Annotated in this window: 23 protein-coding genes; 6 read left to right on the forward strand and 17 right to left on the reverse strand. The window is 68.9% G+C overall.

The window, feature by feature from the left end; genetic code table 11:
* Positions 1-162: 162 nt before the first annotated feature.
* On the forward strand, positions 163-753 hold the full coding sequence (locus tag AAG801_RS00110) for a GbsR/MarR family transcriptional regulator (RefSeq protein ID WP_099796376.1): 591 nt from the start codon (positions 163-165) through the stop codon (positions 751-753).
* A gap of 35 nt (positions 754-788) precedes the next feature.
* On the opposite strand, the gene cydX is transcribed toward AAG801_RS00110, so the two are convergent.
* The 12 genes from cydX to AAG801_RS00170 all read right to left on the reverse strand — a co-directional run bounded on the left by cydX (position 789) and on the right by AAG801_RS00170 (position 15,530).
* Positions 789-938 (reverse strand): cytochrome bd-I oxidase subunit CydX, encoded by a 150-nt coding sequence (gene cydX, locus AAG801_RS00115; RefSeq protein ID WP_056583381.1) that lies wholly within the window; start codon positions 936-938, stop codon positions 789-791.
* A gap of 18 nt (positions 939-956) precedes the next feature.
* The gene (cydB, locus tag AAG801_RS00120; protein ID WP_341886598.1) at positions 957-2,111 is read right to left on the reverse strand and encodes a cytochrome d ubiquinol oxidase subunit II; all 1,155 of its coding nucleotides are present in this window, start codon (positions 2,109-2,111) and stop codon (positions 957-959) included.
* A complete protein-coding gene (locus tag AAG801_RS00125) occupies positions 2,108-3,727 on the reverse strand; it encodes a cytochrome ubiquinol oxidase subunit I (RefSeq protein WP_341886599.1) in 1,620 nt (539 codons plus the stop codon). The genes cydB and AAG801_RS00125 overlap by 4 nt, the downstream gene beginning before the upstream one ends.
* A gap of 45 nt (positions 3,728-3,772) precedes the next feature.
* On the reverse strand, positions 3,773-5,485 hold the full coding sequence (gene cydC, locus AAG801_RS00130; protein ID WP_341886600.1) for a thiol reductant ABC exporter subunit CydC: 1,713 nt from the start codon (positions 5,483-5,485) through the stop codon (positions 3,773-3,775).
* Positions 5,482-7,179, reverse strand: coding sequence for a thiol reductant ABC exporter subunit CydD (gene cydD, locus AAG801_RS00135; RefSeq protein WP_341886601.1), 1,698 nt, complete (start codon positions 7,177-7,179; stop codon positions 5,482-5,484). Before cydD ends, cydC begins: the two co-directional genes overlap by 4 nt.
* 156 nt (positions 7,180-7,335) lie before the next feature.
* Complete coding sequence (locus tag AAG801_RS00140; RefSeq protein ID WP_341886602.1) at positions 7,336-8,430, reverse strand: acyltransferase; 1,095 nt, start codon at positions 8,428-8,430, stop codon at positions 7,336-7,338.
* 74 nt (positions 8,431-8,504) lie between these two features.
* Positions 8,505-9,467, reverse strand: coding sequence for a nitronate monooxygenase family protein (locus tag AAG801_RS00145; RefSeq protein ID WP_192196181.1), 963 nt, complete (start codon positions 9,465-9,467; stop codon positions 8,505-8,507).
* A gap of 79 nt (positions 9,468-9,546) precedes the next feature.
* Positions 9,547-11,337, reverse strand: a complete 1,791-nt coding sequence (locus tag AAG801_RS00150; RefSeq protein WP_341886603.1) for an acyl-CoA dehydrogenase — start codon at positions 11,335-11,337, stop codon at positions 9,547-9,549.
* Positions 11,338-11,425: 88 nt separating this feature from the next.
* A complete protein-coding gene (locus tag AAG801_RS00155) occupies positions 11,426-12,358 on the reverse strand; it encodes an FAD-binding protein (protein WP_341886604.1) in 933 nt (310 codons plus the stop codon).
* A gap of 2 nt (positions 12,359-12,360) precedes the next feature.
* Positions 12,361-13,110: an electron transfer flavoprotein subunit beta/FixA family protein gene (locus tag AAG801_RS00160; RefSeq protein WP_341886605.1), complete on the reverse strand. Its 750-nt coding sequence runs from the start codon at positions 13,108-13,110 to the stop codon at positions 12,361-12,363.
* A 137-nt stretch (positions 13,111-13,247) separates the two neighbouring features.
* Positions 13,248-14,537, reverse strand: coding sequence for a mechanosensitive ion channel domain-containing protein (locus tag AAG801_RS00165; RefSeq protein ID WP_341886606.1), 1,290 nt, complete (start codon positions 14,535-14,537; stop codon positions 13,248-13,250).
* A gap of 39 nt (positions 14,538-14,576) precedes the next feature.
* Positions 14,577-15,530: a histone deacetylase family protein gene (locus tag AAG801_RS00170; RefSeq protein ID WP_099796365.1), complete on the reverse strand. Its 954-nt coding sequence runs from the start codon at positions 15,528-15,530 to the stop codon at positions 14,577-14,579.
* A gap of 89 nt (positions 15,531-15,619) precedes the next feature.
* Between AAG801_RS00170 and AAG801_RS00175 the strand changes: the two genes are divergently transcribed.
* The 5 genes from AAG801_RS00175 (at position 15,620) to AAG801_RS00195 (ending at position 21,356) form a co-directional block, all read left to right on the forward strand.
* Positions 15,620-16,540 carry a MoxR family ATPase gene (locus tag AAG801_RS00175; RefSeq protein ID WP_341886607.1) on the forward strand — a complete coding sequence of 307 codons (921 nt, stop codon included), beginning with the start codon at positions 15,620-15,622 and terminating at the stop codon, positions 16,538-16,540.
* Positions 16,537-17,517, forward strand: a complete 981-nt coding sequence (locus AAG801_RS00180; protein ID WP_101492381.1) for a DUF58 domain-containing protein — start codon at positions 16,537-16,539, stop codon at positions 17,515-17,517. Before AAG801_RS00175 ends, AAG801_RS00180 begins: the two co-directional genes overlap by 4 nt.
* 13 nt (positions 17,518-17,530) lie before the next feature.
* Entirely contained in the window at positions 17,531-19,552 is a 2,022-nt protein-coding gene (locus AAG801_RS00185) for a DUF3488 and transglutaminase-like domain-containing protein (RefSeq protein ID WP_341886608.1), read from the forward strand.
* 74 nt (positions 19,553-19,626) lie between these two features.
* The gene (gene mltB / locus AAG801_RS00190; protein ID WP_341886609.1) at positions 19,627-20,730 is read left to right on the forward strand and encodes a lytic murein transglycosylase B; all 1,104 of its coding nucleotides are present in this window, start codon (positions 19,627-19,629) and stop codon (positions 20,728-20,730) included.
* A 5-nt stretch (positions 20,731-20,735) separates the two neighbouring features.
* The gene (locus tag AAG801_RS00195) at positions 20,736-21,356 is read left to right on the forward strand and encodes an N-methyl-D-aspartate receptor NMDAR2C subunit (RefSeq protein ID WP_341886610.1); all 621 of its coding nucleotides are present in this window, start codon (positions 20,736-20,738) and stop codon (positions 21,354-21,356) included.
* On the opposite strand, the gene AAG801_RS00200 is transcribed toward AAG801_RS00195, so the two are convergent.
* Genes AAG801_RS00200 through AAG801_RS00220 form a run of 5 tightly spaced genes read right to left on the reverse strand, consistent with a single transcriptional unit; the run spans position 21,335 to position 25,276 of the window.
* Entirely contained in the window at positions 21,335-21,850 is a 516-nt protein-coding gene (locus AAG801_RS00200) for a hypothetical protein (protein ID WP_341886611.1), read from the reverse strand. The genes AAG801_RS00195 and AAG801_RS00200 overlap by 22 nt on opposite strands.
* Positions 21,847-22,929, reverse strand: a complete 1,083-nt coding sequence (locus tag AAG801_RS00205) for a beta-ketoacyl synthase N-terminal-like domain-containing protein (protein ID WP_341886612.1) — start codon at positions 22,927-22,929, stop codon at positions 21,847-21,849. Before AAG801_RS00205 ends, AAG801_RS00200 begins: the two co-directional genes overlap by 4 nt.
* Positions 22,926-23,204, reverse strand: coding sequence for a phosphopantetheine-binding protein (locus AAG801_RS00210; protein ID WP_139706326.1), 279 nt, complete (start codon positions 23,202-23,204; stop codon positions 22,926-22,928). The genes AAG801_RS00205 and AAG801_RS00210 overlap by 4 nt, the downstream gene beginning before the upstream one ends.
* Positions 23,201-24,358: an ABC transporter permease gene (locus AAG801_RS00215; RefSeq protein WP_341886613.1), complete on the reverse strand. Its 1,158-nt coding sequence runs from the start codon at positions 24,356-24,358 to the stop codon at positions 23,201-23,203. Before AAG801_RS00215 ends, AAG801_RS00210 begins: the two co-directional genes overlap by 4 nt.
* A 9-nt stretch (positions 24,359-24,367) precedes the next feature.
* The gene (locus AAG801_RS00220) at positions 24,368-25,276 is read right to left on the reverse strand and encodes an ABC transporter ATP-binding protein (RefSeq protein WP_341886614.1); all 909 of its coding nucleotides are present in this window, start codon (positions 25,274-25,276) and stop codon (positions 24,368-24,370) included.
* Positions 25,277-25,279 lie beyond the last annotated feature (3 nt).

A 25,279-nucleotide genomic window follows, 5' to 3' on the forward strand; every position in this document is an offset into this window, starting at 1 on the left:
GGCCGGATGCACCAGAAATGGTCAAATCGTCAGGAAACGTTTATTTTTGTAAATAAATTGTTTCCGAGCTATCACCAGAACTGGTTATTCATGCACCCCGTCGCCTTGCCGGGTTTTCGGAAACTTCCGAACGTCCAGCAATCCGGCGCGACAATCCGCCGCATGGCTTCTGCACCCGAACTCCCTCCCCTCAACCGCCAGTTCGTCGCCCACTTCGGCGAGATGGGCAGCAAGTGGGGCATCAACCGCACCGTCGGGCAGATCTACGCGCTGATCTTCTTGTCGGAGCGCGCGCTCAATGCCGACGAGATCGCCGAGCTGCTGGAGTTCTCGCGCTCCAACGTGAGCATGGGCTTGAAGGAGTTGCAGGCCTGGCGCCTCGTGCACCTGCGCCACCACGCGGGCGACCGCCGCGAATACTTCGAGGCGCCCAAGGACGTGTGGGAAATCTTCCGCGTGCTGGCCGAGGAGCGCCGCCGCCGCGAGATCGAGCCCACGCTCTCGATGCTGCGCAACGCGCTGCTCGAATCGCCCACGAGCGACGCCGAGCGCCACGCGCAGGCCCGCATGCGCGAGATGCACGACCTGATCGACCGGCTGATGAAGTGGTTCGACGACGTGCAGCGCCTGGCGCCCGAGACTGCGATGCAGCTCATGGGCATGGGCGCGACGGTGACAAAGGTACTGACGCTGAAAGACCGCCTCACGGGCGGTGCGTCGAAGAAGAGCAAGGGCCCCGCGGGCGAAGACTGAGTCGCCGCGGAGCCGAACGGAAAGCTATCCGTTCTTCACAGCCGCTCCTGCCCTTGCGGGGCTTCCGGCATGCCGAGCTTTTCCTTGCGGATGGCCTCGTCGTCCATGAGTTCATACCACATGGCGTTGAGCACGGCGAAGGCGGCTGCCAGCGGCAGGCCGAGTATCCAGGCGAAGTACCACATCTCTTTTTCCTTCCCGTTTCAGTAGGCGTGTCCGCTGTCGTCGCGGATGGCTTGCTCGTCGACCTTGCCCCACAGCACGTGATAGACCCAGGTGGTGTAGGCAATGATGATCGGGATGAAGATCACGGTGACCACCAGCATGATGAACAGCGTCAGGTGGCTCGACGACGAATCCCACACCGTGAGGCTCGCGCGCGGGTCGATCGACGAGGGCAGGATGAACGGGAACATCGAGGCGCCCACGCTGAGGATGATGCCGGCGATGCCCAGCGCCGCCGTGAGCAGCGCCAACACCGGCCGGCGCAGCACCAACCCGAGCAGCGCGCCCAGCGTGCCGACAAAGCCCGCCACCGGCGCGGCGATGGTCCAGGGGTGCGCCGCGTAGTTCCCCATCCAGGCGCCGGCATGCAGCTCGACGGTCTTGAGCATCGGGTTCGACGGACCCACGGTGTCGACCACGCTGCTGATGCGAAAGCCACCGATGCCCATCGCCAGCCACACGCCGGCCAGCGCGTAGAACACGAGCGTGAGCACCGCCGCGACCATGCCGTAGCTGCGCGCACGCTCGGCCACCGGGCCGGCGGTCTTGAGCAGCAGCCAGGCCGCGCCGTGCATCACCAGCATCGCCACCGACACCAGCCCGCAGAGGATGGCGAAGGGGTTCAGCAGGCCGAAGAAGCTGCCGTCGTAGAAGATGTGCATGTCGGTGCCGAAGCGGAACGGCACGCCCTGCAGCACGTTGCCCACCGCCACGCCGCTGATCAGCGCAGGCACGAAGCCGCTGAAGAACAGCACGCCGTCCCAGCGCGCGCGCCACTGCGGCGACTCGCGCTTGCTGCGGAACTTGAAGGCCACCGGCCGCAGGATGAGCGCCGACAGAATCACGAACATCGCCAGGTAGAAGCCCGAGAACGACACGGCGTACAGCTGCGGCCAGGCCGCGAAGACGGCGCCGCCGCCCAGGATCAGCCAGACCTGGTTGCCCTCCCACACCGGGCCCACGCTGTTGATGACCACGCGGCGCTCGATGTCGTTGCGCGCCGCAAACGGCAGCAGCATGCCTGCGCCCAGGTCGAAGCCGTCGGTCACCGCGAAGCCGACCAGCAGCACGCCGATGAGCAGCCACCAGATGAAGCGCAAGGTGTCGTAGTCGAGGAGTGTGTGGAGGATCATGCGGCGCTCCCGGTCGAGGCAGAAGAGGACGGCGTGGCGGCACGCGCCGGTGGAATGTGCGAACGGGCATCGCCTTCAGTGGGCGCATGCTCGACCTCGGGGCCCTTGCGGATGGCCTTGAGCATCAGCTTCATCTCGATGATGAGCAGCGTCGTGTAGATCGCGATGAAGCCCGCGAGCGTGATCAGCAAGGTCGTCACGCCCAGGTTCGACACGGCCACCGCGGTCGGCAGCACGCCTTCGATCACCCAGGGCTGCCGGCCGTACTCGGCCACCAGCCAGCCGGATTCAATGGCGATCCACGGCAGCGGAATCGCCCACACCGCGACCTTGAGCAACCAGCGATGGCGGTCGAGCGCGCGGCGCGCCGATAGCACGAAGAAGGTGCCGGTCAGCAGGATCAGCAGCATGCCGATGCCCACCATCACGCGGAACAGCCAGAACAGCGGCGCCACCTGCGGCACGGTGTCCCATGCGGCCTTGGCGATCTGCTCGTCGGTGGCCTGGCGCGGGTCGTCCACGTAGCGCTTGAGCAGCAGCGCGTAGCCCATGTTGATGCCGTTCTCTTCGAAGTCGCCGCGCACGCCCTGCGTGACCTTGTCGGTGCCGCCGGCCTCGCGGATCTTCTGCAGCGCGTCGTAGGCCTTCAGGCCCTCGCGGATGCGGGCCTCGGCGCGCTTCACGAGTTCGTCGATGCCGGGCATCACGGTGTTGAGCGAGCGCGTGCCGATGAGGCCCATCACCGCCGGGATGTGAATGGCGTAGTGCGTCTCGCGCGCCTTCTGGTCGGGGAAACCGATCACGGTGAAGGCGGCGGGTGCGGGTTGCGTTTCCCACATGCCTTCGATGGCGGCCAGCTTCATCTTCTGGTGTTCGCCCGAGAGGTAGCCGCTCTCGTCGCCGAGCACCGCCACCGACAGCGCGGCGGCCAGGCCGAACGATGCGGCCACGGTCATCGAACGCTTCGCCAGTTCGATGTGCCGGCCCTTGAGCAGGTACCACGCCGACACGCCGAGCACGAACACCGCGGCGCACACATAACCGGCCGACACGGTGTGCACGAACTTGGCCTGCGCCACGGGGTTGGTCAGCACGGCGGCGAAGTCGGTCACTTCCATGCGCATGGTCGCGGGGTTGAAGGCCGCGCCCACGGGGTTCTGCATCCAGCCGTTGGCAATGAGAATCCACAGTGCCGAGAAGTTGGAGCCGATGGCCACGGCCCACGTTGCCGTGAGGTGGCCCACCTTCGAGAGCTTGTCCCAGCCGAAGAAGAACAGGCCGACGAAGGTCGCTTCCATGAAGAAGGCCATGAGCCCTTCGATGGCCAGCGGCGCGCCGAAGATGTCGCCGACATAGTGGCTGTAGTAGCTCCAGTTCATGCCGAACTGGAACTCCATCACGATGCCCGTGGCCACGCCCATCGCGAAGTTGATGCCGAACAGCACACCCCAGAACTTGGTCATGTCGCGCCAGATGACGCGCCCGGTCATCACGTAGACCGTCTCCATGATGGCCAGGATGATCGACAGTCCGAGCGTCAATGGCACGAACAGGAAGTGGTACAGCGCCGTCACGGCGAACTGCAGGCGCGAGAGCGCGACGATGTCAAGGTCCATGGGGCTTCCTTTGTGTGTTCTGTGTTCGGTCGGTATCGGCTCGGGTCAATCGGGTCGCAGGCCGCGCAGCGCGGCCTCGAACGCGTCGGTGCCACGGCGCAGGTCGGCCACGATGCGGCCCCGCGCCATGCACACGAGGCGGTCGGCCAGCGCGGCTTCGCGGCGCAGGTGCGTGGCGATCAGCAGCGTGCGCGGGCCGGCCTGCTGCGCCAGGCGCTGCAGCACGTCGTGCGCGGTGGCGGCGTCGAGCGCTTCGGTCGGTTCGTCGAGCAGCCACAGCGGCACGGGCCGCAGCAGCAGACGCGCGAGCGCGAGCCGGCGCGACTGCCCGCCCGAGAGGCCGAGGCCGCCTTCGCCCAGGCGCGTGTCGAGCCCGGTGGCCAGTGCACGCACATCAGCATCGAGGCCGGCGGCGTGCAGCACGGTCCAGAGGCGCTCATCGCTGGCTTGCGGATCGGCAAGGCGGAGGTTGTCGCGCAGGCTGTCCTGGAAAAGTTCGGTGCGCTGGGTCAGCAGGCAGGCCGGTTGCGCCTGCACCTGGCCGGCGCGCGGTGTGAGGTCGCCGGCGATCACGGAGAGCAGCGTGGACTTGCCTGCGCCGCTGGCGCCAACCAGCGCGACACGCTCGCCCGCATTCAGATGCAGCGACACGCCGCTGAGCACTTCGACAAGGCTGCCGGGGTGCATGACGGTGAGTTGATCGACCTGCACCGCTGCCGTCCGCTCGGCGTGGGACGGGCACGCGCCCTCTTCCACCGACGGGTCGAGCCGCGGTGCCAGCCGGCGCACCGCCAGCCAGGTGCGCCCTGCGTCGAGCGCGCCACGCCGCAGCGCCGCAAACGGTTCGGTGGCGGTCAGTGCGATCAGCAAGGCAAGCGCTGCGCCGGGGGCGCCGATGACGCCTTCGCTCACCAACGCGCCCACGGCCAGCAACACGCCGACCAGTGTCAGGGCGCCGGCGCTGCCGTAGGCCAAACCAGCAGCAGCTTCGAGCTTGTTCAGCGCAAGGTCGGCCTGCGCGAGGTGCGCGTCGGCATTCATCAGCGCGGCGCGCTGGGCGTCGAGCCGGCCGGCCATCGCGAGGTCGGCCTGGCCTGCGACCAGATCGACGGCCCGCGCGCGCAGCGCCTCCACGGCATGCGCGCGTTGCTGCGCCGGCTGCCGCGCACGCCGCGCGATGAGGAACGCCAGCCCCCAGCCGATGGCGCAGAGCCAGAGCGCAATCGCCACGCCCATCCCCACATGCATGAAGCCGAGCACGATGCCGGCCAGCAGCGCGGCGCCCAACGCCGCAGCGGCGGGCACGAACAGGCGCAGGTACAGCGACTCGAGTGCATCGATGTCGGACGTGAGGCGGAACAGCAGCCGCGCCGGCCGCATCAGCAGGTCGCGCGCAGCCTCGGGGCGGGCCCAGCCGCGGAACAGTCGCACGCGCAGTTCGGCGAGCACGGCGAAGGTGGCGTCGTGCGTGACGAGCCGCTCGCCGTAGCGCGACCCCGTGCGCCCGAGCGCCAGCAGCCGGATGCCGGCCGACGGCATGAAGACATCGAAAGTGAAAGCCGTGGCCGCGTGCAGGCCGGCGAGTGCGGTCGCGGTGATGAACCAGCCAGAGAGGCCCAGCAGCGCCATGCCCGCCAGCACGGTGACAGCAGCCAGCAGACAGCCCAGCAGCAAGGCACGCGGCTGCGTCGCGAGGAAGGGGCGCAGCACGAGGCGAAGGTCTCGCCAACGAGGGGAATGGGTCGCGCTGCTGCTCATGCGGCCTTCTCCACCAGCGATTGCGGCCCGAGGCTCACGGTGCGGTCCATGCGCGCGGCCAGCACCGGGTCGTGGGTCGAGACGATCAATGTCCGGCCACGGGCGAGCGTCATCAGCGCATCCGCCACGCGCGCGGCGGTGGCGGTGTCGAGGTGGGCCGTGGGCTCATCGGCCAGGATCAGGTCGGCGTGCGGATGCACCGCGACGCGCGCCAGCGCCAGCCGCACGGCCTCGCCGCCCGACAGGCCGCTGCCGCCCTCGCCCAGCGCGGTGCCGGGATGGGCCTGCGCCACGTCGTCGAGCGCCGCGAAGCGCATCGCCTCGGCCACTTCGGACGCACCGATGTCGGCACGGCCCAGTGCCACGTTGGCTTCGACCGAGCCGGCGAAGACGTGCGGCTTCTGCCCCATCCACGCCGTGCGCTGGCGCAGCGCGGCGGCCGTGTGCTCGGTGAGCGGCACGCCGCCGATGGCGATCTCGCCATGCGTGGCCGGCATCAGTCCCGCGAGCAGTGAGAGCAGCGCGGTCTTGCCTGATCCGCTGGGGCCGGTCAGCGCGACATGCTCGCCCGCGCCGATGCGCAGTTCGTAGCCGTCGAAGAGCGCGGTCGACTCGCCGGGCCAGGAGAAATGCAGCGCGTGGACCGTCACCGCAGGCGCGGCGCCCGCACCGGCGGCACCGGTGGCTGCGCGCGTGACCGCGACGCCCGCGCCGGGTAACGGCAGCGCGCCGCGTTGCAGGTCGTCGAGCGCCTTCAGCGCCGCCTCACCCGCTGCGCGGTCGTGCCAGACCGCCGACAGCTCGCGCAGCGGTTCGAAGAACGCCGGCGCCAGCAGCAACACGAACAGGCCTTCGCCCAGGCTGAGCTGCTGGCCCCACGCGCCGAAGCCGAGCGAACCCAGCAGATGGAAGCCGATGTAGACCGCGACCAGCGCCACGCCCAGCGCGGAGAACAGCTCGAGCACCGCGGATGACAGGAACGCGATGCGCAACACCGCCATCGTGCGCTGGCGCAGCGACTGCGCGGACGCACCGAGCCGGTCGACCGTGGCATCGACCGCGTCGAGCGCGCGCAGCGTGGCCAGGCCGCGCAGGCGGTCGAGCAGGAAGGCGTTCATGCCGCCCATCTCGACCATCTGCGCCTCGCTGGCCGCCTTGGCGCGCCAGCCGACGATGGCCATGAAGATCGGGATCAGCGGCGCCGCCACCAGCAGCACCAGCGCGGCGGCCCACGAGAACCAGGCCACGGCCGCAAGCAGGAAGAGCGGCACCACCGTCGCACGCCAGCGCGCGGGCTGGTAGCGCACGAGGTACGGCACCAGCGCCTCGGCCTGTTCGGCAAGCACGCTGGCCGCGAGGCCGGAGGGCGCACGTTCGCGGTCGAGCGGCGAGCCGGCCGCCAGCGCCGCCGCGGTCTGCGCGCGCAAGGTGGTCAGTTGCGCCCGCGCGCGCCCGAAGGTGCGGCGCACGCCCCAGGCTTCGCAGCCCGCGCGCAGCAGGCCCCACAACAGGATGCCCAGCGCCGGCCACAGCACGGCCGCCATGCCCTCACCGCTTGCCAGCCCCTGGACCGCCATCGCCAGCAACGCCGCCTGCGGCAACCACGCAAGCGCGGCGGCGCCTTGCACCACGCTGCCGATGTCGGGCGAAGTGAAAGCCTTCAGCGGCGATCGTGGCGGCGTTTGTTCTGTCATTCCTTGAGTTTGTGTATTTTCAGTATTTACTGAAATATTCACAATCATACACATAGGTGACGAAACACGGAGACTGCCCGCTCGGAAGCCCCGAGGCAACAGATTTGCAAAGAATCGGGGAGAAAAAGGTCCGCGCCCGAGCGGGCGCGGCGCGCTTCAGTACGACACGATGAGGCCGCTGACGAGCAATGCGGCAAAAAGTGTGCATACGCTGCGCACCGAGGCCGGCCGGGCTTCGACCCCGCGGTACAGCAGCACCGCGGCGCCCACCGACAGGCCGAAGGTCGCGACCATGCCGAGCAGATCGACCCACGGGTCGTGCGGCCCCAGGCCCGCCACCAGCGCATTCACGGCGAGCAGCACCGGGAAGTGGATCAGGAATAGCGAATACGAAATGCGCCCCAGCTGCTGCAGCGGCACGGCGACTGCAGGCCAGTGTGCGGGCGACAGCCACTGTCGGCGTTGCGCCACCGCGATGAGCAGCGCGGTGACCAAGGCGATGGCGATGCGACTGCGCCAGTCGATCATGAGCGCGCCCACTCCGACCAGCGCCAACAGCGCGATGGCGCCGTGCCAGGTGCTGGCGCGCGTGACGCGGCCGACCCAGAACGCCAGCATGCCGAGCCCGTAGGCGCCGAAGAAATAGAACGCCGTTTCGTCCAGCCGCGCCTGCCGGTTGAACAACGCGAGCGAGGCCACGGCCACGATGAACACCAGCGCCACCGGCGCCCAACGCGCGGCCGAGGTGGGCTGCCGCAGCACGGCGGGCAGCCCGACCAACGCGAGCGCGAGCGCAAACAGCTGGAAGTCGATGGCCACGTACCAGACCCCGGTCGACAGCGACTCGTAGTTCAGCAGGTCCTGCAGCAGCAGGCCGTGCGCCAGCATCTGGCCGAGGCTCGGCTCGGCCGGCACGACCTCTTCACCCAGCCAGGGCCGCGCCACCTCGGCCACCAGCACGCACACCGTGAGCGCCGCGAGGTACGGCATGACCAGCCGGCCATAGCGCTGGAAGATTCGCAAGAACGGCCGGTCCACGCGCAGCACGCCATCAGGCGCGAGGCTCGCCGTCGCAAGAAAGCCGGCGATCACGAGGAACACCTGCACCGCGAGCCGGCCGTCGTCCGCCAGCCAGCCGAAGAAATCGGGCGCGAGCACCTGCGCGCCGGCCGGCATCGGGCCGTAGCGCGCGAGGTGGTGCCCGACGATCAACGCACAGGCCAAGCCCTTGACCACGTCCAGCAGCGGCATGCGCCCCTGCCGCGTGGGCACAGCCGCTCCGACGCCGCTTGTTGCGACGGTCGCGGCCGGTGCGTGCGAACTGTTCAAAGTGCCAATCGCTGTCGTGCTTCCTGGTACTCGCGCTTGAGCTTCTCGATGAAGGCGCCCGCGCTCGCCACTTCGGTGATCGCGCCGATGCCCTGGCCCGAGCCCCAGATGTCTTTCCAGGCCTTGGCCTTGCTGCCGTCGCCGCCGCCGAAGTTCATGGTCGTCACGTCGCCTTCGGGCAGGTTGGCCGGGTCCATGCCGGCCTTGACGATGCTGGGCGCCAGGTAGTTGCCGTGCACGCCGGTGAACAGGCTCGAATAGACGATGTCGTCCGAGTTGCCGTCCACGATGGCCTGCTTGTAGTCGTCGCTCGCGCGCGCTTCTTCGGTCGCGATGAAGGCGGTGCCGATGTAGGCGAAGTCGGCGCCCATGGCCTGCGCTGCGAGCACCGCGCCGCCGGAGGCGATGGAGCCCGACAGCGCGATCGGGCCGTCGAACCACTGGCGGATTTCCTGCACCAGCGCGAACGGGCTCTTCACGCCCGCGTGGCCGCCGGCACCGGCTGCCACGGCGATGATGCCGTCGGCGCCCTTCTCGATCGCCTTCTGCGCGAACTTGTTGTTGATGATGTCGTGCAGCGTCACGCCGCCGTAGCTGTGCACCGCGTCGTTCACGTCGGTGCGCGCGCCCAGCGAGGTGATCACGATCGGCACCTTGTACTTCACGACCATCTCCATGTCGTGCTCGAGGCGGTCGTTGCTCTTGTGCACGATCTGGTTGATGGCGAAGGGCGCGGCCGGCTTGTCGGGGTTGGCCTTGTTGTAGGCCGCGAGCTCTTCGGTGATCTCGATCAGCCACTCTTCGAGTTGCGCGGCCGGGCGGGCGTTGAGCGCCGGCATCGAGCCGACCACACCGGCCTTGCATTGCGCGATCACGAGCTTGGGGTTGCTGATGATGAACAGCGGCGAGCCGATGATCGGCAGCGGGAGGTTCGCGAGAACAGAAGGCAGCTTGGACATGTCGTCTCCGGGAAGGGGTTCGGTTTTATAAGAGCAAGGGGCCGCTGCCGCCCGTCAGATGGGCGACAGCGGCGGTGCATCAGAACGCTTCGAGCGCCAGCGCCGTGACGCTGTCGGCGCCTTCGACGATGCTGTCGCGAATGCCCGGCACCTTGTTCAGGATGTGCTCGGCGTAGAAGCGCGCGGTGGCGATCTTGGCCTGCATGAAGGCGACGTCGACGTTGTGCGAAGCCTGGTCCTGCGCCACGATGAGCGAGCGCGCGAGCTGCCAGCCGGCCACGAGGTTGCCCGCGAGCATGAGGTACGGCACGCTGCCCGAGAACACGGCGTTCGGCGAAGCCTTGGTCTGGCCGGCAACGAAATCGACCACGTCGATGAACGCCAGGCGCGCGGCGGTCAGGCGCTTGAGCACGGCTGCGGCTACAACGCTGTCGCTCTTGGCGAGCTCGGCCTCGGTCTTCTCGATCTGCGCGGCAATCGCCTTGGCCGTCTGGCCGCCGTCGCGCGCGGTCTTGCGGCCCACGAGGTCGTTGGCCTGGATCGCGGTGGTGCCTTCGTAGATCGTGAGGATCTTTGCGTCGCGGTAGTACTGCGCCGCCCCCGTCTCTTCGATGAAGCCCATGCCGCCGTGCACCTGCACGCCCAGCGAGGTCACTTCGAGGCTCATCTCGGTGCTGTAGCCCTTCACGAGCGGCACCATGAATTCGTAGAAGGCCTGGTTCTGCTTGCGCGCGTCGGCATCGGGATGGTGGTGCGCGGCGTCGTAGGCGGCGGCGGCCACCGAGGCCATCGCGCGGCAGCCTTCGGTGTAGGCGCGCATCGTCATCAGCATGCGCTTCACATCCGGGTGATGAATGATGGGTGCGCTGGCGTTGATCGAGCCATCGACCGGGCGGCTCTGCACGCGGTCCTTGGCGTAGGCCACGGCGTGCTGGTAGGCGCGCTCGGCAATCGCGATGCCCTGCATGCCCACGGCGTAGCGGGCCGAGTTCATCATGATGAACATGTACTCGAGGCCGCGGTTCTCCTGGCCCACGAGGTAACCCACGGCGCCGCCATGGTCGCCGTACTGCAGCACAGCGGTCGGCGAGGCCTTGATGCCCATCTTGTGCTCGATGCTCACGCAGTGCACGTCGTTGCGCGCACCGAGCGAGCCGTCGGCGTTGACCATGAACTTCGGCACCACGAACAGGCTGATGCCCTTCACGCCTTCGGGCGCACCGGTCACGCGGGCCAGCACGAGGTGCACGATGTTCTCGGCCATGTCGTGCTCACCGTAGGTGATGAAGATCTTGGTGCCGAACACCTTGTAGGTGCCGTCGGGCTGCGGCTCGGCGCGGCTGCGCACCATGGCGAGGTCGCTGCCGGCCTGCGGCTCGGTGAGGTTCATCGTGCCGGTCCACTGGCCGCTCACGAGCTTCTCGAGGTAGATGGCCTTGAGCTCGTCGGAGCCGGCGGTGAGCAGTGCCTCGATGGCGCCGTCGCTCAAGAGCGGGCACAGCGCGAAGCTCATGTTGGCCGAGTTGAGCATTTCGCCACAGGCCGCGCCGATGGTCTTCGGGAGGCCCTGGCCGCCGAAATCCGCCGGATGCTGCAAACCCTGCCAACCGCCCGACACGTACTGCGCGAAGGCGTCCTTGAAGCCCTTGCTGGTGGTGACTTCGCCGTCCTTGAAGGACGAGGGGTTGCGGTCGCCTTCGACGTTCAGCGGCGCCACAACGTCCTGATTGAAGCGCGCGCACTCTTCGAGCACGGCCTGCGCGGTTTCGAGGCCGGCGTCTTCAAAGCCGGGCAGCTTGGCGATCTCGCCGATGTTGGCCAGGTGCTCGATGTCGAACAGCATGTCCTTGAGGGGGGTGGTGTAGCTCATGTCTCTTCTCTCCAGAGGCCGCGGCGGATGCGGCAGATGTAAAAAAGGCATCGCGAACGATGCCTTCTGGCTCAATGCGCTGAAGCGATCAGAGCGCCTTCACGAGTTCCGGCACAGCCGTGAACAGGTCGGCCACGAGGCCGTAGTCGGCCACCGAGAAGATCGGGGCTTCTTCGTCCTTGTTGATCGCGACGATGACCTTCGAGTCCTTCATGCCGGCCAAGTGCTGGATGGCGCCCGAGATGCCTGCGGCGATGTACAGCTGCGGCGCGACGATCTTGCCGGTCTGGCCCACTTGCCAGTCATTCGGGGCGTAGCCTGCGTCGACGGCTGCGCGGCTGGCGCCCAGGCCGGCGTTCAGCTTGTCGGCCAGCGGCGCCATCACTTCGGTGAACTTCTCGGCGCTGCCCAGCGCACGGCCGCCCGAGACGATGATCTTGGCGGCGGTCAGCTCGGGGCGTTCGCTCTTCGTGACTTCGCGGCCGACGAAGCTGCTCTTGCCGCTGTCTGCAACGCCTTCAGCGGTTTCGATCGCTGCGCTGCCACCGGTGGCAGCTGCGGCATCGAAGCCGGTCGTGCGAACCGTGATCACCTTGATCGCGTCGGTGCTCTGCACGGTGGCAATCGCGTTGCCGGCGTAGATCGGGCGCTCGAACGTGTCGGGGCTGTCGACCTTGGTGATGTCGCTGATCTGCGCCACATCGAGCTTGGCAGCCACGCGCGGTGCGACGTTCTTGCCGTTGGCGGTCGAGGGGAACAGGATGTGGCTGTAGTTGCCGGCGATCGCCAGCACTTGAGCTGCAACGTTTTCAGCGAGGTTTTCTGCCAGCGATGCGCTGTCGGCAGCGATCACCTTGGACACGCCGGCGATCTGCGCGGCGGCCTTGGCGGCTTCAGCAGCGTTGGCACCGGCCACGAGGATGTGGACGTCGCCACCGCAAGCCAGGGCTGCGGTCACGGTGTTGAGGGTGGCCGGCTTGATGCTGGCGTGGTCGTGTTCGGCAATAACAAGTGCGGTCATGTTCAGATCACCTTCGCTTCGTTCTTCAGTTTGTCCACCAGCGTTGCAACGTCAGGCACCTTGATGCCGGCGCCGCGCTTCGGCGGCTCGCTGACCTTGAGGGTCTTGAGGCGAGGCTTCACGTCCACGCCCAGGTCTTCGGGCTTGAAGATGTCGAGTTGCTTCTTCTTGGCCTTCATGATGTTGGGCAGCGTCACATAACGCGGCTCGTTCAGGCGCAGATCGGTCGTGATGACTGCGGGCAGCGTGAGCGTCAGCGTTTCCATGCCGCCGTCGACTTCGCGCGCGACGGTGACCTTGTCGGCCGCTAGGTCGACCTTCGAGGCGAAGGTGGCTTGGGGCAGGTCGGCGAGTGCAGCCAGCATCTGGCCGGTCTGGTTGGCGTCGTCATCGATGGCTTGCTTGCCGAGGATGATCAGCTGGGGCTGTTCCTTGTCGACCAGTGCCTTGAGCAGCTTGGCCACGGCCAGCGGCTGCAGCTCTTCGGTGGTCTCGACCAGGATGCCGCGGTCGGCGCCGATGGCCATCGCGGTGCGCAGGGTTTCCTGGCACTTGGCATCGCCGCAGGAGACGGCGATGACTTCGGTCACGATGCCCTTTTCCTTCAGGCGAACCGCTTCTTCGACAGCGATCTCGTCGAAGGGGTTCATGCTCATCTTGACGTTGGCAATGTCCACCCCGGTGCCGTCGCTCTTGACGCGCACCTTCACGTTGTAATCGACGACCCGTTTGACAGGCACAAGAACCTTCATTGACTTGACTCCATTGGATTGCAAAAAGGGGGGCTTCGAGAGCAGCCTGCCATTTTAGGACGCCGGCCTTGGCTGCTACTCCATTCTTCTTGTCGGCCTCGAGGGCTCAAAAAAAGAACGATCGTGCTTTTCCGTGATTATAAAACAGCGGGAGGCGCTGCGGCCACACCCGCCGGCAAAGATTCCACTCGCAGCACCCGCTGCGGATAGGGAATGTCAATGCGGGCGGCCCGCAGTCCTTCGAGGATGGCGATGTTGATGGCCGAGCGCACGTTGTCCTTGCCCTTGTCAGGGTCGGCGACCCAGAAGTTCAGGCTGAACTCCAGTCCGTCGGGCGCAAAGGTGACGAGATAGGCCACGGGCGCCGGGTCGGTCATGACGCGCGGCTGGGCCTTGGCGGCGTCGCACAAAATGCCCTGCACCTGCGCCACATCGCTCTCGTAGCCGACCACGATGTTGGTGGTGATGTTGAACTTGCGATCGGCCAGCGACAGGTTCTCGACCCGGCTGGTGATGAGCGATTCGTTCGGCACGATGGCTTCGCGCCCGTTGCCCGCGCGAATGAGCGTGTAGCGCGTCTTGATGTCGGTGATGCGACCCTCGAAGGTGTCGACCTTCACGTTGTCGCCGATGCGGATCGAGCGCTCCAGCAGGATCACGAAACCGCTCACATAGTTGGCCGCCAGCTTCTGCAGGCCGAAGCCCAGGCCCACGCCGAGCGCGCCGCCCAGCACCGACAGCGCCGTGAGGTCGACCCCCACCGCCGACAGCGCGAACAGCAGGCCGATCAGCAGCAAAAAGGCGCGCACCGCGTTCGACGCCACCTTGCGCATCGACAGGTCGCTCACGGCCTCGCGCAGGATGCGCTTCTCGATGGTGCTGGCGATCCACAGCGCGATCATCAGCACCAGCCCGGCGGACAGCGCGCCCTGGATGATGGTCTGCAGGCTCACGCGGGTCTTGCCGAAGGCCAGTGTGATGTCGTCGAGCTCGGCCAGCACCGGCGGCAGCAGGCCGACGATCCACAGCACGGCGGCGATCCAGGCCAGCCACGAGATGGTGCGTTCGATCAGCCGCACCAGGCTGGAGGTCGGGAACACGGCCCGCAGCACGCGGGCGAACAGCCGGATGACCGCCAGCGACAGGAACACCGGCACGGCGATGCGCAGCACCAGCACCACGGGCAGAAGATCGAGCGCCACGCGGCGCGCGATGCCGGTGAGCACCAGCGCGAGCAACGGGAACAGCAGGCCGTCGAAGGTGCGCTCGCCAAACCAGATCGAATCCTTGGGCTGATCGCGGCCGAACCATTTGCACACGGCCCATGCCACGGCCACGCAGGTCACGAGCACGGCCAGTTCGATGCCCAGGCCGTGCGCGTCCACTTGCTTCAGGCGCTGGAGGAAGTCGTCGAAATTGAAATTCATCGATGAAAGAAACATGGCGCCCCGCGGGCGCCGTCTGCGTTAGAGGTCTGCCAGCACGCGGATGTGCGCTTCCACGCTGCGCGCCAGGGCGTCGAGGTGATAGCCGCCTTCGAGCAGGGAGACGATGCGCCCGCGCGCATGGCGCTTGGCGACATCGCGCACGCGCCCGGTGATCCAGGCGAAGTCGTTTTCGTTCAGGCCGAGCTGGCCCAGCTCGTCTTCGCGGTGGGCGTCGAAACCGGCGCTGATGAAGACCATCTGCGGCTTGAAGGCATCAAGCCGCGGCATCCAGATCGCCTCAACCAGCTCGCGCACGTCCATGCCCTTGGTGTAGGCCGGGATCGGCAGGTTGAGCATGTTCGAGGCCGGGTGCTCGGTGCCGCTGTACGGATAGAACGGGTGCTGGAAGAACCCGACCATCAGCACGCGCGGATCGTTCGACAGGATGTTCTCGGTGCCGTTGCCGTGGTGCACGTCGAAATCGACGATGGCCACGCGGTCCAGGCCGTGCACCTCGAGCGCGTGCCGCGCGGCAATGGCCACGTTGTTGAAGAAGCAGAAGCCCATCGCCTGCTCGCGGCAGGCATGGTGGCCCGGCGGGCGCACGGGGCAAAAAGCGTTCTCGATCTCGCCGGCCATCACGGCATCGGTCGCCGCGACGGCGGCGCCAGCGGCGCGGCGCGCGGCCAGCAGGGTGAAGCGGGTGAGCACGGTGTCGGGGTCGACCTGCGCGTGGTCGGGGCCGCCGGCGGGCGCGTCGGCCACAAGGCGCTGCTGCAGCTCCTCGAGGTGTTCAACGTGCGCGTGGCTGTGGGCCCGGGTGATCTGTTCCAGCGTGGCCAGGGGCACCTCGCCGCGCGCCAGCGCGTCGCCGACGCCGGTCAAAAGCAACCGGTCTTCGATGGCATCCAGCCGCTCGGGGCACTCGGGATGCCCGTTGCCCATGTCGTGCTTCCAGAAGTCGCGATGCGTGAAGTAGCCTGTCTTGCCCATCTCTCGCCGTGTCTCGTGTCGTCGCGTCTAGACCTCACACGGCATGGGGCCGCAAGGTCTTACGGTATCGTTTGCATATGGATACAAATATGGACGTAGCCGCGAAGCTAGCCTCTTTGCTGAGTCAGCTTAACACGGTGATTGTTGGCAAAGATGCCCAAGTGCGCGACTGCGTGGCCTGCCTGCTGGCGGGCGGCCACCTGTTGATCGAGGACGTGCCGGGGGTCGGCAAGACCACCCTGGCCCATGCGCTCTCGCACACTTTCGGCCTGCAGTTCTCCCGCGTGCAGTTCACGGCCGACCTGATGCCGGGCGACCTGTCGGGCGTGGCGATCTACGACCGGGGCCAGCAGGCCTTCGTCTTCCACCCCGGGCCGATCTTTGCGCAGGTGCTGCTGGCGGACGAAATCAACCGCGCCAGCCCCAAGACCCAGAGCGCGCTGCTCGAGGCGATGGAAGAAAAGCAGGTCACGGTCGAGGGCGAGACCCGCCCCCTGCCCACCCCCTTCTTCGTGATCGCCACGCAGAACCCGCAGGACCAGCTCGGCACCTTCGCGCTGCCCGAGTCGCAGCTCGACCGCTTCCTGATGCGCATCTCGCTGGGCTACCCCGACCGCGCCGCCGAGCGCCAGCTGCTCGCGGGTGCCGACCGCCGCGAGATGCTCGCCGGCCTGCCCGCCCTGCTGACCGCCGGCGAACTCACCGCCCTGCAGCAGCGCGTGCAGCAGGTGCATGTGGCCGAGCCGCTGCTGAACTACCTGCAGGACCTGATCGCCGCGACCCGCTCGGGCCGCTGGTTTTTGCAGGGCCTGTCGCCGCGCGCGGGCATCGCCGTGCTGCGCGCCGCCAAGGCGCAGGCGCTGCTGGCCAACCGCAGCTACGTGGCGCCCGACGACATCCAGGCCGTGCTGCCGCAGACCATCGCGCACCGCCTCACGCCCGTCGGCGACGCGGGCCGCGGTGCCGTCGAACAGGTGCGCGCCATGATCGCCGCGGTGCCGCTGCCGTGAACCCTGTCGGCGTCCTGCGTTCGCGCCTCGACGGCTGGTTTCTTTCGCGTCGGCTGCCGTCGGACACGCTCGAACTCACCCAGCGCAACGTCTACATCCTGCCGACGCGCGCCGGCTGGACGCTGGCGGCCACGCTGCTGGTGTTGCTGGTGGCGTCGATCAACTACCAGCTCAACCTGGGCTACCTGCTGACCTTCCTGCTGGCCGGCAGCGTCGCGGTGGGCATGCATGTGTGCCACGCCACCTTGCGCGGGCTGGCGCTGCGCATGGTGCCGCCCGAGGCGCAGTTCGCGGGTGCCGCCGCGGTGTTCCGCGTGGTGCTGCACAACACGCGGCGCAGCGTGCGCTACGGCATCGGCATGGCGGTGCGCGGCAGCGGCCAGTGGGCCTGGACCGACGTGCCGGCCGAAGGCACGTCGACCGTGGAGATCGCCTTCCAGCCCGAGCGGCGCGGCCTGCACCCGGTGCCGCCGCTGACCGCCGAGACGCGTTTTCCGCTCGGCACCTTCCGCGTGTGGACGGTCTGGCGGCCGGCCGCGCAGATGCTCGTGTACCCGACGCCCGAAGCCCATCCGCCGCCGCTGCCACCGGGTGAACCGCTCTCCGGGCCCGCCGCCGCGTCGGCCGCGATGCGGGCGCAGAACGCCGGCGAATACGACGGCGTGCGCGCCTACCGCCGCGGCGATCCACTGAAGCTCGTGGTGTGGAAAAAGGCCGCGCGCGCACAGGCCAACGGCTCCGAAGACCTCGTGAGCCGCGACACGCAGCACACGCAGCGCGAAGAACTCTGGCTCGACGCGCAGGCTGCCGCGCTGCCCGACGCCGAAGCCCGCCTGTCGCGCCTGTGCGCCTGGGTGCTCATGGCCGACCGGCTCGGCGTGGACTACGGCGTGCGCGTCGCCGGGCGCACCGTGAACCCCTCGCAGGGCGAAGCCCACCGGCGCGCCTGCCTCGAAGCGCTGGCGCTGTGCGCATGAACGAGGTCGCCGCATGAACCGGGTCGCACGCGAACTCACCGCACTGCCGAGAGACGCACGGGACACGCTGTTCCTGCTCTGCGTCATCGGCCTCATCCTGCTGCCGCAGGTGAACGAACTGCCGTGGTGGTGCTCGGCCATCACCGCCATGGTGCTGCTGTGGCGCGCCTCGCTGGCGGTGCAGGCGCGCCCGCTGCCCAGCAAGTGGTGGCGCATCGCGCTGCTGGCGCTGGCGCTGGCCGGCACCTACGCCACCCACCGCACGCTGCTGGGCCGCGACGCAGGCGTGACGCTGGTCGTCTGCCTGCTGGCGCTCAAGACGCTGGAGCTGCGCGCGCGGCGCGACGCCTTCGTCGTCTTCTTCCTGGGCTTCTTCGCGATGCTCACGAACTTCTTCTATTCGCAGTCGCTGCTCACCGCCTTCACCATGCTGCTGGCGCTGCTGGGCCTGCTGACGGCGCTGGTCAACGCCCACATGCCGGTGGGCCGGCCGCCGCTGATGCAGGCCGCGCGCATGGCCGGCTGGATGGCGCTGGCGGGCGCGCCGGTGATGCTCGCGCTGTTCCTGCTGTTCCCGCGCTTCGCGCCGCTGTGGGGCACGCCCAGCGACGCCATGGCCGGGCGCAGCGGCCTGTCGAACACGATGCGGGTCGGCACCATCGCCGAGCTGGCGCTCGACGGAAGCATCGCCGCGCGCATCAAGTTCGACGACAACCGCGCGCCGCCGCAGAGCCAGCTGTACTTTCGCGGCCCCGTGCTCGCGCAGTTCGACGGCCGCGAATGGACGGCGCTGCCGACGTGGGCGCGCAGCGGGCAGTCGGTGTCGAACCTGCGCACGCGCGGCGAGCCGGTGCGCTACGAGGTCACGCTCGAAGCCAGCCAGCGCCCGTGGCTGCTCACGCTCGACGCTGCGCCGCGTGCGCCCGAGCTGCCCGGCTACGAGGTCACCGGCACGCCCGACCTGCAGTGGTTCGTGAACCGGCCAATCACCGACCTCGTGCGCTACCGCGCCGAAAGCCACCCGCAGTTCCAGAGCGGCCCGATCGTGCGCACGGGCAGCCGGCTCCAGCCCTACCTGGCGCTGCCGCCCGGCAGCAACCCGCGCACCGCCGCGCTCGCCGCCCAGATGCGCGCCGACCCCACGCTGGCCGGCGCCGATGCACAGGCCTTCGTGCAGGCCGCGCTGCAACGCCTGCGCACCGGCGGCTACACCTACACGCTGGAGCCCGGCGTGTACGGCAACGAGACCGCCGACGAGTTCTGGTTCGATCGCAAGGAAGGCTTCTGCGAGCACATCGCCTCGGCCTTCGTCGTACTGATGCGCAACCTGCAGATTCCGGCGCGCATCGTCACGGGCTACCAGGGCGGCGAACTCAACAACGTCGACAACTACTGGGTGGTGCGCCAGAGCGACGCGCACGCCTGGGCCGAGGTCTGGCAAGAGGGCGCGGGCTGGGTGCGCGTCGACCCGACCGGCTCGGTCGCGCCGGGGCGCATCGGGCAGTTCCAGCGCCTCTCGCCGCAGCCCGGCCTGTTCGCAGGCGCCATCGGCGTCATGAGCCCGACGCTGGTGCAGAACCTGCGCGCCGCCTGGGAGGCCGTGAACAACGGCTGGAACCAGTGGGTACTCAACTACACGCAGAGCCGCCAGCTCGACCTGCTCAAGACCCTCGGCTTCAACGCCCCGAGCCTGGAAGACCTGGCCTACGTGCTGCTGTACCTGCTGGTGGCCGCAAGCCTGGCCGGCGCCGGCTGGACGCTGTGGGAGCGCAGCCAGCACGACCCGTGGCTGCGGCTGCTGGGCCGCGCGCGCGCGCGCCTCGCGAAGGCCGGCCTGCCGCTGCCCGAGACCGCGCCACCGCGGCAGATGGCCCAGGCGGCCGACGCCCGCTTCGGGCCCGCCGCGCAGGCCGTGCGCGACTGGCTGCTGAAGCTCGAAGCCCAGCGCTACGCCCCCACCACCCCGGCCTCGCTCGCCGCGCTGCGCGCCGAGTTCCGCCGGCTGCCCTGGCCGCCCACACCACCGCGCGCCTGACACACAGGACACGCGGCTGCAACCACATGTGTCGCCCGAAAGTGCGCATGCGCACGGGCGGCACAATCATGTCCATGTCACACGCCTTCCCCACGCCCTTGCGCGCCGCAGTGGCCGCCACCGCCCTCCTCGCCGCCTGCGCCGCCTGGCCCACGGGCGCCCTGGCCCAGAAGCCCCAGGCCAACGGCCGCCCCGCCGTCACGCCGGTGCGTGGCAGCACCCCGTACGCCACGCGCGACGACGCCATGCAGTTTGCCGACGACGTCGCCAAGCGCCGCAACCTCGACCGCGAATGGGTGCGCGCCACCATCGGCGCTGCGCGCTTCCTGCCCAACGTGCCGCGCCTGATGCTGCCGGGCCCCGTCGGCACGGTGAAGAACTGGCAGACCTACCGCAGCCGCTTCATCGACCCGGTGCGCATCGCGGCCGGCGTGCGCTTCTGGCGCGCCAACGCCGACACGCTCGCGCGCGCCGAGGCCACCTACGGCGTGCCGCCGGAAATCATCGTCGGCATCGTCGGCGTGGAAACCATCTACGGCCGTAACATGGGCAACTTCCGCGTGATCGATGCGCTGGCCACGCTGTCCTTCGACTTTCCGCAAGGTCACCCGCGCGCCGCCGAGCGCGTCGCCTTCTTCCGCGGCGAACTCGAAAGCTTTTTGAGCACCGAAAGCCGCACCGCCGACGACCCGCTCACGCCCGTGGGCAGCTACGCCGGCGCCATGGGCATGCCGCAGTTCATGCCCAGCAGCATCGCCAAGTACGCGGTCGACTTCGACGGCGACGGCCGCATCGACCTCGTGAACAACCCGGTCGACGTGATCGGTTCGGTCGCGAGCTACTTCAAGGGCTTCGGCTGGACGCCGGGCATGCCGTCGATCTACCCCGTGCATTTCGAGGAAGCGCGCCTGAAGAAGGCGCTGCTGCTGGCACCCGACATCCTGCCGACCTTCAGCGCCGACAGCTTCGTCGCCGCAGGCGCCGTGCCCGAAGGCGAAGGCCTGAAGCACAAGGGCCTGCTCGCGCTCATCGAGCTGCAGAACGGCCTCGACGCACCGCCCACCTACGTCGCGGGCACGCGCAACTTCTACGTGATCACGCGCTACAACTGGAGCAGCTACTACGCGATGTCGGTGCTCGACCTCGGCCAGGAGGTCAAGGCCGCGATGGAGCAATAACCGCGATGACACCGCAGGCGCTGCACGCGAACTGGACAGAGGCCTGGCGCGCGCTCGGGGTGACCGCGCCCGACGACACGCTGCAGCAGGAGCTGCAGCACCGCTACAGCGAGCCGCAGCGGCAGTACCACACGATGCAGCACCTCGGCGAATGCCTCGCGTGGTTCGACCAGGAACAGGCACTGGCCGAACGCCCCGGCGAGGTCGCGCTGGCGCTGTGGTTCCACGACGCGATCTACGACGTGCATGCGCATGACAACGAGGCACGCAGCGCCGACTGGGCGCGGCAGGCGTTGCAAGCCGCCGGCGCAGACGCAGCGGCGGCCGACCGCGTCCACGCGCTCGTCATGGCGACGCGCCACGACGCCGTGCCCGAGGGCCGCGATGCTGAATTGCTGATCGACATCGACCTGTCGATCCTCGGCGCCGAACGCGCGCGCTTCGACGAGTACGAGTGCCAGGTGCATGCGGAATACGGTTTCGTTCCCGAGGAGATTCGCCTGCCGCGTCGGCGCGCGATCCTCCAGCGCTTCCTCGACCGTCCGGCGATCTACGCCACGCCGCGCCTGCATGCGCTGCTCGAAGCGCGGGCGCGCGAGAACCTTCAGCGCTCGATCGCGGGCTGATCGGTCGGCACCAGCCGCCACCACTCGGAGCGCGGCGGCGCGTCGCCGTAGGCTTCTTCCACCACCCCGAACAGCAGGCCGTCGCGCCCCGCACCGAGCTGCGACAGCGCCAGCGGACGCGCGAGATCGCGGCACAGCATGAAGCTCGCATCGCCCTGCCAGTCGAGGCAGCGGCCGACCTCGGCCAGCATCAGCGCAGGCTGGCTCTGCATGAAGGTGAACGGCATCGGCAAGCCCGCGTCGAGTTGCGCCAGCCCCGTGCGCGTGGCCTCCCACGCGCCGCGCTGGCTGGTCACGCGCAGGCGCGCGCCGGCAGGCAACGCGGCTTCACCGGCCGCGTCGAGACAGGCGCGCGCGCCGTACATCGCCAGCTCGGTCCATAGGCCGACACGGCGCGGCCGGCGGCCTAGCCGCGTCGCGAGCGCATCACGCCAGTCGTCGGGTGGCGGATGCGCCACGACATGGGCGACCGTGCGCCAAGTCGGTGTACTCATGCGGCGCTGCAATCCGTCAGCACCAGCGACGCATGCCCGCCGCCGAAGCCCACCACGTTGAGCAGGATGTGCCGCAGCCGCGCCGGCGGCCCGTCGCTCAGCGCGACGCCGAGCGTCTCGTCCAGCGCATAGCCGACCGACGGCCAGGCGCCGCCTTCGATGCAGCCGACCAGCAAGGCCAGCTCCGCCGCCCCGGCCGCGCCGAGCGTGTGGCCGATCAGCGACTTGAGCGACACCAGCGGCGGCAGCGGGTCGAACACCTGCCGCAGCGCCTCGACCTCGATCGCGTCGTTGACCGGACTGCCGGCGGCCTGCACCTTGATGAGGTCGATGTCCGCGGGCTGCAGGCCGCTGCGTGCCAGCGTCTCGCGGCACATCGCCCGCACCGCGCTCGCCTCGGTGCCCGAGGGGTTGCGCCCATCGACCACGTTGGCGCCGCCGCCCAGCGCCCAGCGGGCGGGTTGCGACCCGAGCCGCAGCGCCGCCACGGCCTCACCCAGCACCAGCCCCTGGCGCCCCGCGCCGAAGGGCCGCGCGCTGTCGGGCGCCAGCAGCTGCATCGCGCCGAAGCCGGCCACGGTGAAGCGGTTGTCGAGCTCGGCGCCGATCACCAGCGCCTCGCGGGCCTCGCCCGCACGCACCATGTCGGCCGCCGCCAGCATCGCATTGAGCGCCGAGGTGCAGGCGGTCGAGACGGTGAAGACGGGGCCTTGCCAGTCGAGCGCGGCGGCGGCGATGTCGGCGAAATCCTGCAGGTCGCCGCTCAGCCGCGCGTCGTGCTGCGCGTGTTCCATGGCACCGATGTCGAGCGACGACGAGGCCACGAACAGCGGCCCCTGCCGGTCCAACCCGTCGCCGGTCTGCGCGACCACGCGGCGCACCGTGTGCTGCACGCGCTGTGCCCAGTCACCGGGCGGCAGGGGCAGCGTATAGACAGGCCACTGCAGGCCATCGGCCACCGTCACCGGCGTGGGCGGCACGCCGCCGCGCCGCAATGCCGCGAGCGCGGACGGCACATCGTCGCCAAGCACGCAAGCCAGGCCCATGCCGGCCAGGTACACCGGACGCACCAGGCTCATGCCTTGCCCGCTTGCACCAGGTGTTCCGCCAGGTGCGCGATGGACGTCATGGCGCGGCGCGTGTCCTTGCTGTCGGGCATGCGCAGGCCGAAGTGTTGCTGGATCGCCATCGACACCTGCAGCGCGTCGAGCGAGTCGAGGTCGAGCCGCGCCTCGGGGCCGAACAGCGGCTCGTCGTCGCCGAGGCCGCCGGGCGGCGCGTCTTTTTCGACGGCCTCGAGCACGAGGGCCTTGAGGCGGGCGATGAATTCAGGAGAAGAAACGGTGCTCGTCACGGTGCGCGCCTGCGAAACAGAAAGACAGCCACGAAAAACATGAGGGCCGCGAATGCCACCAGCCGGCCGACCTGCGGCAGCACCTCGGCCGCGCCGCCGCCGCGCAGCAGCACGGTGAGCAGCGCTTCGAGCCCCCAGTTCATGGGAGAGATTTCGACCATGCGCTGCATGAAGCCCGGCATGACGAACTTGGGCACCATGATGCCGCCCGCCGCCGCCATCAGCACATTCACCATCGGCCCGAGCGTGGCGGCCTGTGCATGGCTTTTGACGAGGCAGGCCACCGCGAGCGACAGGCTCACCGCCGCCAGACTCACGGCCGCGAGCGACAGCAGCAGGCCGCCCCAGTGGATGCCCGACAGCGACAGCGCGTCACCGCCGATCATCGGCATGAGCCAGATCCCCGCCGCCAGCATCAGCAGCGCCTGCAGCGCGTTCACGCCGAGGTAAGGCAAGGCCTTGGAGGCCAGCAGCATCGAGCGCGACACGCCCAGGCTCTGCAGCCGGCCGAGCGCGCCCGAGCCGCGCTCCTGCACGAACAGGCTGGACAGCGAGGCGACCACGAAGAACATGCCGAACACCAGCCAGGCCGGCACGTTCTGCTGCACCGACGTGGGCCGCGGGCCGGCCGTGGCAAAGCGCTCGGCCTGCACCATCGCCTGGATGGACGCGTCGGGCGCGGGGCTGGCCGTGCCGGGCACCGCCAGTGCGAGCCGCGCCTTGAGCTCGCCGGACGCACCGATGAGTTCGGCGCGCAGCGCGTTGAACAGGTTGGCGTCGATGCCGGGCTCGGCCAGCAGGCGGATGTGGGCACGCGTGGAAAGCGCGGCCGATTCCAGTTCTTCCGACAGGCCGGGCTCCAGCACGATCACGTACTTGAGCGTGCCGCTGCGCAGCCGCGCCTGCCAGTCGGCGCCCAGCGGTTGCGGCGCGCCGTGGCTGCGCTGCCAGATCTGCAGCAGCCACTTGGCGGGCGTGTCGCTGTCGCGCACGTCGACCGCGTAGCTCAGCTCGGCCAGCGGCGGGCGGTAGATGTCTTTCAGCGTGAGCGACATCAGCACGATGAACACCATCGGCATCACGAACAGCACGGCCAGTCCGTGCATGTCGCGCACGAGGGCCAGCAGTTCTTTCTTGATGAGTGCGAAGAGCATGGCGTTCGATCAGTCGCGCAGCGAACGGTGCGTGAGCGCCATGAAGAGCTGCTCGAGGTCGTGCCGGCCGAACTCGGCCTGGCGCACCTCGATGCCCTCCGCTTCGAGCGCGGCCAGCACGGGGCCGGGGCCGCTGCCCGCGTTCAGGTGAATGCGCCAGTGCGCCGCGCCCTGCTCTACCGTGCCGAAGCGCGACAGCATCTGCGCGTCGAGCCCGTCGGCGGCCAGCGTCAGCAGCATCGCGCTTTGCGACAGCAGCGCATCGAGCGGGCCTTCGCGCAGCACGCGGCCCTGGTCGAGGATGGCCACGCGGTCGGCGATGGCCTCGATCTCTTCCATGTAGTGCGAGGCGTAGATCACCGCCGCACCGGCTTGCGCGAGGCTCTTGATCGCATCGAGGATGAAGGCGCGCGACTGCGGATCGACGCCCACGGTCGGCTCGTCGAACAGCATCAGCTCGGGCTCGGGCAGCAAGGCGATCGCGAGGTTGAGCCGGCGCTTGAGGCCGCCCGAGAGCCGCTCGGCGCGCACGCCCGAGAACTGCTCCAGCTGCGCGAACTGCGTGCAGGTGTCGATGCGCGACTTCTTGCGCGCACCCGAAAGTTTGCCGGCCGCGGCGAAGCAGGCCAGGTTCTCGGCCACGGTGAGCATCGGATAGAAGGCCTGGTCCTGCGGTGCCACGGCGATGCGCGTGGGCGCCTTGGCGCGCACCTGCTGCAACGGCTGGCCATCGATGCGGATGTCGCCCGACTGCACCGCGAGCGCACCCGACAGGTGCGAGATCAGCGTGGTCTTGCCGGCGCCATTAGGGCCCAGCAGGCCCAGCACGCAACCGCGCGGCACGGCGAGCGACACGTCGGCCAGCGCGGCCTTGTCAGCGTGCGGGTAGCGGTAGCCGAGCTGGTGCAACTCGAGCATCGG

This window comes from Variovorax sp. YR752 (assembly GCF_943372545.1).

Bases quoted from the DNA above. Each gene is read 5' to 3' on its own strand.
- AAG801_RS00110 (WP_099796376.1), top strand. From the start codon at position 163: ATGGCTTCTGCACCCGAACTCCCTCCCCTCAACCGCCAGTTCGTCGCC.
- cydX (WP_056583381.1), bottom strand. From the start codon at position 938: ATGTGGTACTTCGCCTGGATACTCGGCCTGCCGCTGGCAGCCGCCTTC.
- cydB (WP_341886598.1), bottom strand. From the start codon at position 2,111: ATGATCCTCCACACACTCCTCGACTACGACACCTTGCGCTTCATCTGG.
- AAG801_RS00125 (WP_341886599.1), bottom strand. From the start codon at position 3,727: ATGGACCTTGACATCGTCGCGCTCTCGCGCCTGCAGTTCGCCGTGACG.
- cydC (WP_341886600.1), bottom strand. From the start codon at position 5,485: ATGAGCAGCAGCGCGACCCATTCCCCTCGTTGGCGAGACCTTCGCCTC.
- cydD (WP_341886601.1), bottom strand. From the start codon at position 7,179: ATGACAGAACAAACGCCGCCACGATCGCCGCTGAAGGCTTTCACTTCG.
- AAG801_RS00140 (WP_341886602.1), bottom strand. From the start codon at position 8,430: ATGCCGCTGCTGGACGTGGTCAAGGGCTTGGCCTGTGCGTTGATCGTC.
- AAG801_RS00145 (WP_192196181.1), bottom strand. From the start codon at position 9,467: ATGTCCAAGCTGCCTTCTGTTCTCGCGAACCTCCCGCTGCCGATCATC.
- AAG801_RS00150 (WP_341886603.1), bottom strand. From the start codon at position 11,337: ATGAGCTACACCACCCCCCTCAAGGACATGCTGTTCGACATCGAGCAC.
- AAG801_RS00155 (WP_341886604.1), bottom strand. From the start codon at position 12,358: ATGACCGCACTTGTTATTGCCGAACACGACCACGCCAGCATCAAGCCG.
- AAG801_RS00160 (WP_341886605.1), bottom strand. From the start codon at position 13,110: ATGAAGGTTCTTGTGCCTGTCAAACGGGTCGTCGATTACAACGTGAAG.
- AAG801_RS00165 (WP_341886606.1), bottom strand. From the start codon at position 14,537: ATGAATTTCAATTTCGACGACTTCCTCCAGCGCCTGAAGCAAGTGGAC.
- AAG801_RS00170 (WP_099796365.1), bottom strand. From the start codon at position 15,530: ATGGGCAAGACAGGCTACTTCACGCATCGCGACTTCTGGAAGCACGAC.
- AAG801_RS00175 (WP_341886607.1), top strand. From the start codon at position 15,620: ATGGACGTAGCCGCGAAGCTAGCCTCTTTGCTGAGTCAGCTTAACACG.
- AAG801_RS00185 (WP_341886608.1), top strand. From the start codon at position 17,531: ATGAACCGGGTCGCACGCGAACTCACCGCACTGCCGAGAGACGCACGG.
- mltB (WP_341886609.1), top strand. From the start codon at position 19,627: ATGTCACACGCCTTCCCCACGCCCTTGCGCGCCGCAGTGGCCGCCACC.
- AAG801_RS00195 (WP_341886610.1), top strand. From the start codon at position 20,736: ATGACACCGCAGGCGCTGCACGCGAACTGGACAGAGGCCTGGCGCGCG.
- AAG801_RS00200 (WP_341886611.1), bottom strand. From the start codon at position 21,850: ATGAGTACACCGACTTGGCGCACGGTCGCCCATGTCGTGGCGCATCCG.
- AAG801_RS00205 (WP_341886612.1), bottom strand. From the start codon at position 22,929: ATGAGCCTGGTGCGTCCGGTGTACCTGGCCGGCATGGGCCTGGCTTGC.
- AAG801_RS00215 (WP_341886613.1), bottom strand. From the start codon at position 24,358: ATGCTCTTCGCACTCATCAAGAAAGAACTGCTGGCCCTCGTGCGCGAC.
- AAG801_RS00220 (WP_341886614.1), bottom strand. From the start codon at position 25,276: ATGCTCGAGTTGCACCAGCTCGGCTACCGCTACCCGCACGCTGACAAG.